Origin of the sequence: Foliimonas ilicis (assembly GCF_039939195.1) — a bacterium.
In the GTDB taxonomy this organism is placed as follows: domain Bacteria; phylum Pseudomonadota; class Alphaproteobacteria; order Rhizobiales; family Rhizobiaceae; genus Foliimonas; species Foliimonas ilicis.
This window is the reverse complement of record NZ_JBDUUH010000009.1, coordinates 110,128-123,595: the sequence shown is the minus strand read 5'-3', so window position 1 is coordinate 123,595 and position 13,468 is coordinate 110,128. Positions and strand designations below refer to the sequence as shown.

Genomic DNA, 13,468 nt, shown 5'->3' with positions numbered 1-13,468 from the left:
TCATCCGACAACGGCCAATCTGCTCTGAAGCAGATGCCCGCTTTCGGTTAGCAGCGGATAGGCGACAGTCGCCAGCAGCGAATTGATCTCCTTGAAAGCGCGCGCGACTTCGAGATGCATGTCGCTGGTCTCGATGCTTTCCAGAGTGCCTGAGCGCAGCCGCATCAAATGGCCGTCATGGCTGCGTCGTTCGAGCACCCGCATGCGCTCTTTTTCGACGACAAGCTGGCGTGCAGACGGCAGATCGTTCGAAACCAGCACGTTCAGCGCAAGATGTATGTTTTCCACCAATCGCTGATGCAACTCCATCAGCTCTGCCCAACCCTCCTTGGAAAAGCGCAGATTGCGCTCCGCGCGCTCATTGGCCAGCACCAGAAGGTTCTTCGCCACGATGTCGCCAGCATGCTCGAGATTGATTGCGAAATCGGTGAGTTCGATGCATTTGCGTGCAGCCACCACAGTCATCTCGCCGCGATTTACCTCTGCAAGGTAAAGCTTGATCTCCGTGTGCGCTCGATTGACCTCCTCATCAACCAAACGGGTGCGGGCAATCCGGTCGCGCGTCCCATTGTCGAGCAAATCCATTACCGGCCGAACCATGACCTCTACGAGTTCGCCCATGCGCAGCAATTCTCGCGTGGCACTGGCAAGCGCCAGATTTGGATTCCCGATTACCGTGCGGTCGAGTGCAGACTTGCGATTTGCCATCAGGCCGCCATCGCTGTTCTTCACGGTGGGTTCGGGCAGCAAGCTTGTTGTCAGCCGCGCCATCGCGCCAGCAAAGGGCAGCGCGCAGATGAGCAGGCATATGTTGAAGGCTACATGCAGATTGACCAGCGCCACGCCCTGATTGCTGCCGAGAAAATCCAACCGCGGACCGACAGTCTCGATTGCCGCCAAGGCAATCACGGAGCCGACCGCGCGAAAAAGCAGATTGCCGACGGGAATGCGCTGCGCTTGCGGCGGCATACCGCGTGACAGCCAGAACGCGATCAACCCACCGCCGAGATTGGCCCCAAGGACGAGCGGCACGCCAGCCTCAAGCGGCAGTAAGCCCTGCCCAGCAAAGGCGGCAACCATCAATATCGCGGCTACGCTGGAATGGATAAGCCATGTGAAAGCAGCGCCGATCAGGAAGGCAGTAAAATAGTCATCGGCGAGATAGCCAGCAAATGTGGGCAGAATGGCGCTGTCGCGTAGCGGATGCGTCGCCTCTCCGATCAGTTTGAGCGACAGAAGCACAAACCCAATGCCGAGCACCATGCGACCGGTCTCCGTCACCTTCCGACTCGACAGCTTGAGATGCATGACGCCGCCAACCAGCAGGCAAACCGGCACCAGCCAGCCTAGCTCGAAGGAAAGTATCCGAACCACCAGTGCCGAACCCAAATCCGCGCCGAGAAGCAATGACAGCCCGACCGGCAACGACAGGACACCGCTTGCGGCAAAGCCGCAGGCGAGCATCGCCACTGCCGTCGAACTTTGCAGCATGATTGCAATTGCGGCACCACCACCGGCGGCCTTCAATTGCCCGCTCTTGGCTTCACCGAGCAGCCGGCGCAGTGCATCGCCATGGCCGCGCTCCATTCCATTGCGGACCATATGGACGGCATAAAGGAGCAGCAGGGTCGCTCCGGCCAGATGCAGCAGGATGAGCGAAAAGTGCATGGCCGTGGCGCCTTCATTTCAGGGAATTATGAAGACCTAAGATTCCGATCGGGCTTTACATAAGTCAATTCGTTAGTTTCTATGGTTCTATCGACTGAACCTATGGAAGGATGCCATCGTTGCGCTACGTTCAGCTTCGCGCATTCCACTATGTCGCGACCACCGGCGGGTTTTCTCGCGCCGCCGAAGCGCTGTTCCTTACGCAGCCCGCAATCTCCGATCAGGTGCGCAAGCTTGAGGAAGAGTATGATGTTCTGCTCTTCAATCGGCACAAAAAGCAGGTGACGTTGACGCCTTTCGGCCAACAGCTACTCGAGATCACCCGTCGCATGTTCGACACCGAACAGCAGGCGCATGATATTCTGTCAGAATCCCGGGCGTTACGCTCGGGTACGCTGCGTATCGTTGCCGATGCTGCGCATCACCTTCTGCAAATTCTCGGGCCGTTCCGCGAAAAATATCCAGGCATTCAGGTCACCGTGCGCAGCGGAAATACAGAAACGGTGATTGCCAGCCTCTTCTCCTACGAAAGTGACATCGGCGTGCTTGGCGAAATTCCAGAAGGCCGCGAATTCGATGTGCTGAAGTTGAATTCGACACCGATCATCGCCTTCGTCGCCCGCACCCATCCTTTGGCAAAGATGAAGTCGATGAACTTCACAGAGCTGGCCAAGCATCCTTTGGTGCTGCGCGAACGTGGGTCGAAGACCCGACACAAGCTGGAGACGATGAGCGCCGAGCAGGGCGTCGTGCTGCGGGCGGCGATCGAGGCGGAAGGCCGCGAAGCGGTGCGGGAGATCGTCGCCTCCGGCAGCGGCGTTGGCTTTGTTTCGGAAGCGGAATTCGGTCAGGATGGCCGGCTCGTTCCGATTACTATAGACGCCCCAGAAATGCTCATGGATGAAGCGCTCATCAGTTTGAAAGAACGCTCAGGCGGCAAGCTGGTACGTGCTTTCTGGAACCTCGCCCGCGAGCTGTCGTCGCCCGACTGAGCCGTTACAAAACGCTGTCGATGAACGCCTTGATTTTAGGCGATTGCCGGCGCTCCTGCAGGCAGGCCAATCGGTATTCGGTACGTACCTCTGCATCTGCGATGCGAATTGTTTCAAGCCTCGGGTGCGCGACGAATTCGAAGTCGGCCACGACTCCGATGCCGAGCCCCTGCTCCACGGCTTTCCACACACCTTCGCGACTGCCTATTTCCAGGAATGGCTTGATCGTCACACCAGCCTTTTCGGCAGCAACCTCAAGGCCGCGTCGCGTCGTTGAACCGGTTTCGCGCAGGATCAGCGGCTGATCGACCAAGTCGCCGATATTGACGCTTTTACGTCCATGCCAAGGATGGTCGACGTTGACGAAAACAACCACCTCATGCGTGTTGAATGGAATTGAGTTGATGCGCGGATCGTCAACCGCGTGGGCTACAATGGCCACGTCGGCCTCCAGATCCATTATCCGCTGCAATGTCTGCTCTGAATTTCCAAGCAGCATGCTGATTTTGATAGACGGGTAAATAGCTAGGAACCGTGCGACCATTTCGGTGGCATGGAATGGGCCTACAGCCGCAAGCCGCAATTGGCCGGTAGTGAGCTTTCCACTGCTAAGCAGCAATTCCTCGGCCTCTTCATGAAGACTCATTATGCGGCGACTAATATCGAAAAGTGCAGCACCGGTTTCGGTCAGTTCGACGCGCCGCCCACGGCGCACCAGCAGTTCTACGCCGTAGCGTTCCTCCAACTCCTTGACCTGAGTGGTGACCGTTGGCTGACTTATATGAAGAGCATCGGCCGCAGCAGTGAAGCCGCGATTTTCAGCGACTGCATGAAAGGACCGGAGGTGGGTAAATACTATAGCCACAGCCTATGAATGATGCCGTAAATTTGTATTTGTCAATGGTAAGCTGCTCCGCCACTCTCATCCTGTCTAATAGCCATCAAGTCAGGAAATCGCCGTGTGGTCCTATCGCAACCCCGTTGACGTCCGCTTCGGTCGAGGTAGCTTTTCCAAGCTGTCAGAAGCCATCGGTGGGCGCCGCTACGCCCTTGTGACTTATGGCGAGGCCTATTTCCAGACACTGGCATCTCAGCTCGAAACCAGCGCAGGCTCGCCGATATTGGTGATCGACGATATTGCGCCAAATCCCGATATCGCAGCACTCGAGCCTCAAACTGCCCGCTTCGCCAAACTTGAAATTCAACCCGAAGTCATTGTCGCGCTCGGCGGTGGGTCTGTCATAGATTCAGCCAAGGTATTCGCGGCTGCGCGTGGCGATTTCGCTGCGATGGAGGCCTATCTTAAGAAACGCGCCGGCGCAGAAACCATCGCGCCTTGGCCGTTGATTGCCGTGCCGACCACTGCGGGCACGGGCAGCGAGGTCACTTGCTGGGGCACCGTGTGGGACGGTGCCGACGGCGTGAAACACTCGCTTGCACATCCTGGCCTCTACCCGCAATATTCCATCGTCGATCCAGACTTGATGATCGGAAAGCCTCGCGATTTGACCATTCAGACCGGCCTCGATGCGTTGTCGCATTCGCTAGAATGCCTATGGAACCGCAGCGCCAATCCGGTTTCGATGGCGCATGCAATCACTGCCGCGCGTGGCGTGATCTCGACTTTGCCCTTGCTGGCCGCGGATCTTCGAAATGTCGATCTGCGGGAAAGGATGGCGCGAGCCTCCACTCTGGCTGGCTTCGCCTTTTCCAACACGAAGACCGCTATCGCACATTCTCTGTCTTACCCGATCACCCTTCGACACGGTGTACCGCACGGCATTGCATGTTCGTTTTCGTTGCCAATGATCATCCGCAGCGTGGCGGACAAGGGAGGCATCTGTGCGGAGGGCCTGCACGCGATTTTTGGTGGAGATGCGCGCAGTGCAGCCGAACAGCTCATGGCTTTTCTGACCGAGCTCGGCGTTGCTTCGAACTACCGGCATTACGGAATCGGCGACGACGAGTTCCGTGAACTTGTCGACGTCGCATTCGATGGTGAACGCGGCCAGAACTTCATCGGAAGCAAGCAAAACCTGCTGGCGGCCGGAGGTATTCGCGAGGAGGCGAAAAAGGCCGTCGCATGACTGAACCATAATAGCCGCGGGGCGCTGGTTTTCTCCGGCGAACCCGCTGCAAAACAAGGGAGGATGACATGAATTTTCTGAAACATACCGTCACGAGACTGACGGCGGCCTGTGCCGTGATCGCATATGCAAGCTCGGCTGCATTCGCGCAGGAATGCAAAGATCCTAGCCAACTCGTTTTCTCGATCATCCCGACCGAAGAAACGACGCAGGAACTCGATATCTACCAACCCCTGATCGACAAGCTGAAGGAAAAGACAGGCAAGCCGGTCGAGTTCTTCATGCCGACCTCCTATGCCTCGGTCATCGAAGGCATGGTCAATGGCTGGGTGCATATTGGCGTTCATGGCCCCAATTCCTACGTGCTGGCCAAGGAAAAAGATCCCGCGCTGGAGGTCTTTGCGACCTACACCAAGACCAAGGGCCATTTCCAGGAAGAAGGTCCCGGCTACAAGGCTGTGTTGATTTCGAGATCGGATTCGAAATTTGACACGGTGGAAAGCGTGAAAGGGTCCGTCACAGGCTTGGCCGATCCAGCCTCGACATCGGGCAATCTTCTGCCGCGCATGGTGTTCGGAGACTTGATCGGAGTCGGCCCCGAACTCGAGAAATACTTCTCAAAAGTCGTCTACACCGGCGGTCATGACCAATCGGCGCTTGCCGTGAAGGAGGGGCGTGTCGACGATGCCTTCGTCGCGACCCACCGTCTCGACAATGTGATCGACCGCGGTCTCGCCAAGCCGGAGGACTTCAAGGTTGTCTGGTCGTCGGAAGTTATTCCGCAAGACCCGATGGTTTATCGCGGCGACCTTTGTGAGCCGCTCAAGGCTGCGATCCGCGAGGCCTTCCTGACGCTGCACGAGGACCCCAGCTCGAAGCCATTGTTCGACGGTATCAAGTCGACGAAATTCGTCGCCATGAAGGACAGCGATTACGATATCATCCGCAAGCTCGTCGCGGCTGAAAAGGCGGCGGGAAATTGAGACACGAAATGATCATGACCGAGAGCCGCGTATCGCGCGGCTCTTCGGCCAAAGCGGTGGCGGTGATGTCTACCCTGGAAGTTAGCAATCTCAAGGTCAGCTACACAAACAGCGGCCCGCAAATCCTGAAAGGTATCGATTTCAACGTCGATGGAGATGACTTCTGTGCCGTTATCGGGCCTAGCGGCGCGGGAAAATCAACGCTGATCCGCTGCATTAATCGACTGGTCGAACCCACAGAGGGCGACATTATCCTGTTCGGCCAATCCGTGCGGCCGCTGAATAGCGGCGACCTTCGCCGGCTGCGCCGCCGCATCGGCATGATATTCCAGGAATTCAACCTCGTGAACCGCATGTCGGTGATGGACAATGTGCTGTCCGGCCGGCTTGGCTACACCGGTGCATTCCGCAGCTTTTTCAAGGCATTTCCCAAGGAAGACATCGACCGGGCACTGCATCTGCTCGAGCGCGTCGGCCTGCAGGATCATATAGACAAGCGTGCCGATGCCCTTTCCGGCGGCCAGCGCCAGCGCGTCGGCATAGCACGCGCATTGATGCAGAAACCGGAAATCCTTCTCCTCGATGAGCCGACCTCGGCGCTCGACCCAAAGATCTCGCGCGACGTGATGGGGCTGATCCGCGAACTTGCCTGCGAGTTCAAGGTGCCCGTGCTGTGCAACATCCATGACGTCCAACTCGCGCTGGAGACATGCAATCGCATCATCGGAATGCAGGACGGCTACAAAAAATTCGACGGGCCGTCGAAAGGCATGCGCAAGCAGGACCTCGACGAAATCTACGCGATGGAAGTGCTGTGATGAGTATCGCCGCGCCTCCGCTTTCTGAACATGGGTTTGACGCATGGCTCGCCCACAAACGCACAAGGCGTTTCAAAAATTGGCTCCTATTGGGGGCAACCTTGGCGCTGCTTGCCTGGTGTTTCTGGGACACCATCATGTTCGACACCGATTGGCAGCGCATGGGCGGCGCGCTCGGTATTCTCGGCACGCTCGAGCGCTTCTTCCTGATCGATTGGTCGCTCCTTCCCAAGCTCGTGGTCCCGGCGTTGGAAACGTTGATGATGGCGACGCTCGGCACGATTCTGGGGTGCTTCTTCTCCTTGCCGGTCGCCTGGTTCGGCGCAGCCAACGTTACGCCCAACAGATACATCTTCTATCCACTTGGCCGTTTCCTGATGGTGCTTTCGCGCTCGATCCACGAGATTATCTGGGCGTTGCTGTTCGTCGGCGCTGTAGGTCTCGGCGCGCTCCCTGGCATTCTGGCCGTCGCGATGCGCTCGGTCGGCTTCATCTCGAAGATCACCGCAGAGGCGATCGAAAACATCGACCCGAAACCCGTCGAGGCAATCCGCGCGGTTGGCGGCAACCAGTTTCAGGTCATGTATTACGGCATCGTCCCGCAGATCCTGCCTGTGATCATCGGCACTATCATCTTCGAATGGGACATCAATATTCGCCGCTCGGCTATCATGGGACTGGTTGGAGCCGGAGGCCTCGGTCTCGTATTCTTTCGCCAGATGGCAATGTTCAACTATGGCGGCGTTACCCTCGTAGTCCTCGCGGTGCTCGTTCTGATTGCCATTGGCGAGGTGATATCCCACTACGCCCGCAAAGCCGTGATCTGAGGAAATGGCGATGTCGATAGAGTCAACAACCGTCATTTCCGATCCGGCTCCGAAGCGCGAATGGTCTCGTTACCGCCATCCGGAATCGACCATTCGTTTCGCGGTCATGTTGGCGATTCTGGCCTTCCTCGGTTACTCGATCGCATTCCTCAACATCGATCTTTACCGCATTCTCGGCGCGTTCCCCCGTCTCGCGGAGATTCTGGCGACACGCTACTTTCCGCCAGACATCAACTACATCACCGATGCCGACTTCATTCGGTCGGTAATTCGAACGTTGGAGATGTCTTTGTTGGGCGGTTTCTTTGGTGTGGTCTGTTCGATCCCCCTTGCCTGGCTGGCCGCCCGCAACATCACCATAAGCAAGCGCATCGCCTACCCGCTTGGACGCTTCGCGATAATGGGCAGCCGCTCGATCCATGAGACGATCTGGACCATTCTGTTCGTAACTGTACTTGGTTTCGGCATGCTGGCCGGAACGCTGGCGCTGACCGTCTTCTGCATCGGGTTTGCCGGCAAGCTGTTTTCGGACGAGCTTGAAGCCATCGATATGGGCCCGGTCGAAGCGCTGCGCTCAGTCGGCGCAAACCCCTTACAGGTATTCCAATATGGCGTATTTCCGCAGGTGCGCGTCGCCTTTACCGGAATCGCCATCTACACATGGGACGTCGCCTTCCGCGCCGCCACCGTGGTCGGTTTTTTCGGCGGCGGCGGCATGGGCTGGTATTTGAAGCGCACGACGCAACAACTGGAGAGTACACGGGTCGCGGCCATTTTGCTGGTCATCATAGGTCTGGTCTTGCTGGCCGAAATCGGTTCCGGTTGGCTACGCAAGAAAATTGGAAAGATGCGATAATACTTGCACTCTTGGTTGGGGCATCACCAGCAGAGCACTACAGCACTTCCCTTCAAGTGAGCCATTGGCTGTAGACCCCATCCCGCTCGGGTTCGTCCTGAGTGCTGGCGAATATGTGAAACATTCGGGGAGAATTTGAGCACTGATCAGACTGCGTCCCCACACTGCATCTTATGCAACTTTTCGAGCTCAGATCACCCCATTTTCGGGATTGGCATGGCCGAAAGACGACATTCAGGTCGCCGACACCTTAACCTTCACTGGATTGAACTGTCGCCAAAAGGATTTTCTCGGGATAGTTTTATATTCAGGTGCAGTCAGATGGTGAATGCGGTTGTTATTTTCGCAAAAACTCTCCAGGACCCGCGAAGTTTTGAAGGCAAAATGCCGAAAACTTGCCGCACCGCACCCTGCTTATTGTCTTTTCATTTCCGTTTCTGATGGCAAATCGCGGGCGCATGTCGTCCACGGTACAGGTGAAACCTTCGATGCCGTCTGGGACGAAAGCGTTTCAAAACTTCATGCCGGGATGCAGAAGCACAATCTCGAAGGGCGCTGGCTTCGCTTCGACTGGGTGGAAAAAGCCGAGCCGTTGAGTTGGAGGCAATTTCGCACCGGGCTTCAAAGAATCAAACGAAACTATTTTCGAAAAGGGCTGGCGCTGGATGGCGACCTGAAGGCCGCTTTTCTGGAACAGGAACTCAATGCCAACGCCATGCTCTATGGCGGCAATCGCATCGAACATGCGGTCGTCAATGAGCAGAATTTCGCGATCTATGCAGCGCAGCGCTTCGGCAAGGATCTGAAACTCGATTTCTCCGAAGACGCCACAGTCTATGTCCTGACGACCGCAGGTATCTTCGTAAATGAGGACGGTGCGGCCTTCGAACTGGATGAAGACCTGAATGCGGGCCGCAGACGCATAGAGCAATTGTCGGCCGACGGAGTGTTGTCTCTTGTGAAGGCGGGGTCCGAGTTTCTCTCCCGGCAGGTTCAGGACAATGGCTCGTTCATCTATGGTTATCATCCATGTTTCGACCGGCAGATTGCGGCTTACAACACGCTGCGGCATGCAAGCACGACCTACGCGATGCTGGAGGCATTCGAAGTCACCCGCGATGAAGGTTTGAAAAATGCGATCGACCGCTCGATTTCACATCTGACCGGAACGTTAATCAAGGATGCCACGCTGCCGGACGGCACAGGCGCGGCATTCCTTGTCGAGGTGAACAAAGAGATCAAGCTTGGCGCGAATGCGGTGGCGCTTCTGGCCCTGGTCAAGCATTGCGAAATCACCGGAAACGACACTCACAAATCGCTTATGGAGAGGCTGGCTCTGGGCATCCGCCATATGCAGGACCAGCAAACTGGTTCGTTCGTGCATGTGCTTCATTTCCCATCATTGAAGCTCAGGCAGGATTTTCGAACGATCTATTATGAGGGCGAAGCGGCCTTCGGGTTGATGCGTCTCTACAATCTTACGCGGGATGAAAGATGGCTCGAAACGGTCGAAAAGGCCTTCGGGCATTTCATCGAGAAGGAGCATTGGCGCCACCACGACCACTGGCTCAGCTACTGCGTCAACGAGTTGACGCGATACCGGCCGGAGGAGCGCTACTTCGTTTTCGGTATAAGAAACGTGGCCGATTATCTCGATTTCGTCGGGCAGCGCATCACCACTTTTCCGACCTTGCTCGAACTCATGATGGCCGCGCGGGAAATGCTGTCCCGGCTCGGCGAAATGCCGGAGCTTCGGCATCTTCTTGACGAAATCGATCTGGAAAAATTCGAAAAATCGCTGGAGTTTCGCGCGCATTATCTGCTGAACGGCTTCTTTTGGCCGGAAATGGCGATGTATTTTCGCAATCCCGACAGGATTCTGGGCAGTTTTTTCATCCGTCATCACGCATTCCGCGTGCGCATCGACGATGTCGAACACTATCTCTCCGGCTTCATCGCCTATCGCAATTATCTGGAGAAACGAGAAGACTTCCGGAAGCTCGTTGCCGCACAGCGCGCGCCATCCGGGTGGAATGCCGAAAGCCTTGTGGCAGCGACGGACGGGATCTGGCAGCGCCCTCCCCCTTCAGGCTGGACTGCAACCGGGCTTTGCATTCATGCGTCGACGATGCAGCCGGGCCAGTTCGTCGTTGTTCGCGCGGAGGCCAAAGGAAAAGGCGTGCCTGCCTCCGTGATCGAGGCAATGCGCGCCCCTCCGGCTGCCATCATAACCGAATATCCCGATGAAAACGGTTTTGACGGCATTCCATTGCTGCTCGTTGCCGATACCGACAAGGCGATCCTTTCGATTGGACATTATGCCCGTCAGAAAATGACCGGGAAGATACTGGCGGTCACGGGCAGCGCCGGAAAGACGACGACGGTCGCCATGCTTTCCCACGCGCTTTGCCCCTGGGGGTCGGCAAGCAAGACCGCGCATAACGCAAATCTCCCCCATGGCGTCGCCTGGAACCTTGCAGCCATGCCATGGGACAGCCCGCATCTCGTTCTGGAACTGGCTGTCGGCAAAATGGCGCAGAGCGCACGCATGGCGCAGCCGCATATCGCCATATTCACAAATGTTGCCCCTGCCCATCTTGGCGACCACAGCACGGTGAAGGATATCGCCGTGACCAAGAGCGGGATTTTCCTGGGCATGTCGCCCGGAAGCATCGCGGTAATCAATCGCGACATGCAGGAATGGGAGATCGTCCACGACGCGGCGACGGCGCGCGGCCTTGTCATTACGCACTACGGGGAAACCGAAGACAGCTCGTTCCGGCTGCTGGATTATGATGCTGCCGGACAAATCGTGCATGCCAGCATTCTGGGCCAGCCGATAAAATATAAGCTCGGTGCGGCGGGCAAGCATATGGCGCTCAACAGTCTCGCCGTTCTGGCGGCGATTGCCGCACTTGGCCATTCTCTCGAGCCCGCACTGGCGCAGCTTGCGACTTTCTCAGCCATGTCGGGCAGAGGCGAAGAAAAACAACTGGCCCTGAATGGCAAGGAATTCCTGCTCATCGACGATGCGTACAACGCCAATCCCAGCTCGATGAAGGCAGCACTTGCCAATCTTGGTGCTCGCAAAAACGAGGGCCGCAAAATTGTAGTGCTTGGGGAAATGGCCGAGCTCGGACCGGACGCCAGGCGCTACCACACCGAACTGGCACCTCTCATCGCTTCGAATGATATCGACCGCGTCAATGTGATCGGCGATCTGTATGACGAGTTCTGGAACGAGATCCCGCAATCGCGCCGGGGCGTGAAGGCAGAATCCCTGCGGGCTTTGAAACCTATTTTGCAGAAGGAAATCGCGCGTGGCGATGTCCTTCTGGCCAAGGGGTCCAACAGCACACGCATTCATGAACTGGTATCTTGGATGAAGAAACTGGCCGCCAACCAGGCAGAGAGAACGGTGAGAAACCTGAACGCGCTGCAAACCAAAATGAAAACGCCGCCGAAACTTCCCGATGGGGTGACGGCACTGCTCTATGATGACGGCCTGAAGCAGACCATATTTTCCGCCGGTCTCGCGGAAAACCATCTGCCGGCGTCGATCACCAAATTGCTGACCCTATGCCTCGTCGAAGAAAAGCTGGCGGCCGAAGGCCTTTCCACGAGCGACAAGGCTCTGGTTTCCGAAGCGGCCGCCAAGGTCAACAGCCATTGGGGTTTTGTTCCCGGCACGGAGGCGAGCATCGAAACCCTTATGCGCGCAACCGCCATCGTAAGTTCGAACGAAGCGGCCAATGCGCTTGCCGAATGGCACAGCGGCACCATACGCCGCTTCACCGCTCGCCTGAATGCCCGCGCAGCCAAGCTCGGATTGAACAGCACGCATTTCTCATCGCCCAGCGGGCTTGGACTGGATCAGCGGATCGATGCACAGGATGCCCTGGCACTTGCGCAACACGTCTTCAAGCATCATCCGAATGTCGCGAAACTCTGCGCCGAGCCTGAATTCCAATGGAACGGAAAGGCGCAACGCAACATCAACCGCCTGCTGTTCGAGCTTGAGGGTGCGGATGGCCTGAAAACCGGGACAATCGTCGGTCGCGGAAACCATGTGATTTTCTCGGTCAGGCGAGCGGGACATAGATGGATTGCGGTCGTTCTGGGTGCGGCAAGCAAGGATGAGCGCGACGCTGCCGTAAAATCCCTGATTGAAGCCTATGAGGCGGAAAAAGCAGCGGCCCTTGTCACTCCAGCGGCTCGATCTGCTTGACCATACTCCTTATTTTATCGGGTTTGCTTCCCTGAGCGACAAGTGCCGCCGCGAGGCGCAGATGACGGGAGAGAACATGATTGTTTGCCCCGTCTCCCTTCGCCAGAATATGCACCGGCTGAAAACCGGCACGCCGCAACTCTTTCACATAGTGCGCCTGCGTCTCGAAAGGCACCACACGATCATCGCGATCGGATATGAGAATGATCTGCGGCTGCGGTTCGCGCGTGATTTTTGCGACATCATCGACGGGATCGTAAAACGCATCGGCATCGTAGAGCGTAGAACCCGGAATATCCCGCCTGTTTTCCCAGTAAGCCATCACCTGCCTGACCGAAACGAGGCCGGACGAGATGACTGCCGCCGTCACGTCCTTTCGCCTGTTTAGGAGAGAGGCCACGATATGGCCGCCGCCGGATTGTCCGGCGAGGATAAAGTGCGAAATTCCGTAGCGCATTCTGATCTGTGCAATCGCACCATCGATCAATTCGATTTCGCGAGAGTAGCGGCGCAGCGTGTGATCGCCGGAAGAACCATAGGTTCCCGGCCGGGCGATGAAGATTGCGGGCAGGCCGGAACGTTCGGAAAGCAGCTTCATGTCGGCGTTGAAACTGCCGGGCGTATGCTCTGCGTAGGCCGGTGCAATAAAGCGCTCGCCCTTTGAATTGCGCAAAAGAACATCGCCGCCGAAATAGACAATGGCGAGCGGATTTTCTCCATATGCGATCCCTTGCGCATAATGCCTGATGCATTCGCCCTTGCCGTCCGTTTCCACCCAAAGTCCGCCTGGAATTTTTGCGCAGTGAACAGGCGTGCTGAATGAGCCGTGAAGGGCTTCCAGAGGGTCGAAACTGTCGTCGTCGCGCGGAATGAGCAGTTCGCGAGGGTTCTGTTTTTCGTCCGGTCCCAAGCGGCCCTCCCGTGCATGCGCGACCGACACAAGGCCTGTCATCGCCAAAAGCAGAATCACGGAACAGTTGAGCAAAATGGGAATACGCATGACAAGCCG

Annotated in this window: 10 protein-coding genes; 7 read left to right on the top strand and 3 right to left on the bottom strand. The window is 57.0% G+C overall.

Features of this window, described 5'->3' with window-relative positions:
• On the bottom strand, positions 1-1,668 hold the full coding sequence (locus ABFT80_RS18975; protein WP_347973500.1) for a Na/Pi cotransporter family protein: 1,668 nt from the start codon (positions 1,666-1,668) through the stop codon (positions 1-3).
• A gap of 119 nt (positions 1,669-1,787) precedes the next feature.
• On the opposite strand from ABFT80_RS18975, the gene ABFT80_RS18970 reads away from it, so the two are divergent.
• On the top strand, positions 1,788-2,660 hold the full coding sequence (locus ABFT80_RS18970) for a LysR substrate-binding domain-containing protein (protein WP_347973499.1): 873 nt from the start codon (positions 1,788-1,790) through the stop codon (positions 2,658-2,660).
• Positions 2,661-2,664: 4 nt separating this feature from the next.
• On the opposite strand, the gene ABFT80_RS18965 is transcribed toward ABFT80_RS18970, so the two are convergent.
• Entirely contained in the window at positions 2,665-3,525 is an 861-nt protein-coding gene (locus tag ABFT80_RS18965) for a LysR substrate-binding domain-containing protein (RefSeq protein ID WP_347973498.1), read from the bottom strand.
• A 94-nt stretch (positions 3,526-3,619) separates the two neighbouring features.
• Between ABFT80_RS18965 and psrA the strand changes: the two genes are divergently transcribed.
• The 6 genes from psrA to ABFT80_RS18935 all read left to right on the top strand — a co-directional run bounded on the left by psrA (position 3,620) and on the right by ABFT80_RS18935 (position 12,459).
• Positions 3,620-4,747, top strand: a complete 1,128-nt coding sequence (gene psrA / locus ABFT80_RS18960; RefSeq protein ID WP_347973497.1) for an iron-containing alcohol dehydrogenase PsrA — start codon at positions 3,620-3,622, stop codon at positions 4,745-4,747.
• A gap of 68 nt (positions 4,748-4,815) precedes the next feature.
• Positions 4,816-5,730, top strand: coding sequence for a phosphate/phosphite/phosphonate ABC transporter substrate-binding protein (locus ABFT80_RS18955; protein WP_347973496.1), 915 nt, complete (start codon positions 4,816-4,818; stop codon positions 5,728-5,730).
• A gap of 14 nt (positions 5,731-5,744) precedes the next feature.
• Positions 5,745-6,548, top strand: coding sequence for a phosphonate ABC transporter ATP-binding protein (gene phnC / locus ABFT80_RS18950; protein ID WP_347973495.1), 804 nt, complete (start codon positions 5,745-5,747; stop codon positions 6,546-6,548).
• The gene (phnE, locus tag ABFT80_RS18945; protein ID WP_347973494.1) at positions 6,440-7,375 is read left to right on the top strand and encodes a phosphonate ABC transporter, permease protein PhnE; all 936 of its coding nucleotides are present in this window, start codon (positions 6,440-6,442) and stop codon (positions 7,373-7,375) included. Before phnC ends, phnE (ABFT80_RS18945) begins: the two co-directional genes overlap by 109 nt.
• Positions 7,376-7,385: 10 nt before the next feature.
• Positions 7,386-8,231, top strand: coding sequence for a phosphonate ABC transporter, permease protein PhnE (gene phnE / locus ABFT80_RS18940; RefSeq protein WP_347973493.1), 846 nt, complete (start codon positions 7,386-7,388; stop codon positions 8,229-8,231).
• 328 nt (positions 8,232-8,559) lie between these two features.
• Positions 8,560-12,459, top strand: coding sequence for a Mur ligase family protein (locus ABFT80_RS18935; RefSeq protein WP_347973492.1), 3,900 nt, complete (start codon positions 8,560-8,562; stop codon positions 12,457-12,459).
• Here the strand turns inward: ABFT80_RS18935 and ABFT80_RS18930 are convergent.
• Positions 12,434-13,459 (bottom strand): alpha/beta hydrolase family protein, encoded by a 1,026-nt coding sequence (locus ABFT80_RS18930; RefSeq protein ID WP_347973491.1) that lies wholly within the window; start codon positions 13,457-13,459, stop codon positions 12,434-12,436. The two genes, ABFT80_RS18935 and ABFT80_RS18930, sit on opposite strands and share 26 nt — an antisense overlap.
• Between the last annotated feature and the right edge of the window lie 9 nt (positions 13,460-13,468).

What these genes read in the sequence shown, in the direction of transcription:
- ABFT80_RS18930 (WP_347973491.1), bottom strand. Translation starts at nt 13,459, where the DNA reads ATGCGTATTCCCATTTTGCTCAACTGTTCCGTGATTCTGCTTTTGGCG.
- ABFT80_RS18935 (WP_347973492.1), top strand. Translation starts at nt 8,560, where the DNA reads ATGCGGTTGTTATTTTCGCAAAAACTCTCCAGGACCCGCGAAGTTTTG.
- phnC (WP_347973495.1), top strand. Translation starts at nt 5,745, where the DNA reads ATGACCGAGAGCCGCGTATCGCGCGGCTCTTCGGCCAAAGCGGTGGCG.
- ABFT80_RS18975 (WP_347973500.1), bottom strand. Translation starts at nt 1,668, where the DNA reads ATGCACTTTTCGCTCATCCTGCTGCATCTGGCCGGAGCGACCCTGCTG.
- phnE (WP_347973493.1), top strand. Translation starts at nt 7,386, where the DNA reads ATGTCGATAGAGTCAACAACCGTCATTTCCGATCCGGCTCCGAAGCGC.
- ABFT80_RS18955 (WP_347973496.1), top strand. Translation starts at nt 4,816, where the DNA reads ATGAATTTTCTGAAACATACCGTCACGAGACTGACGGCGGCCTGTGCC.
- phnE (WP_347973494.1), top strand. Translation starts at nt 6,440, where the DNA reads ATGCAATCGCATCATCGGAATGCAGGACGGCTACAAAAAATTCGACGG.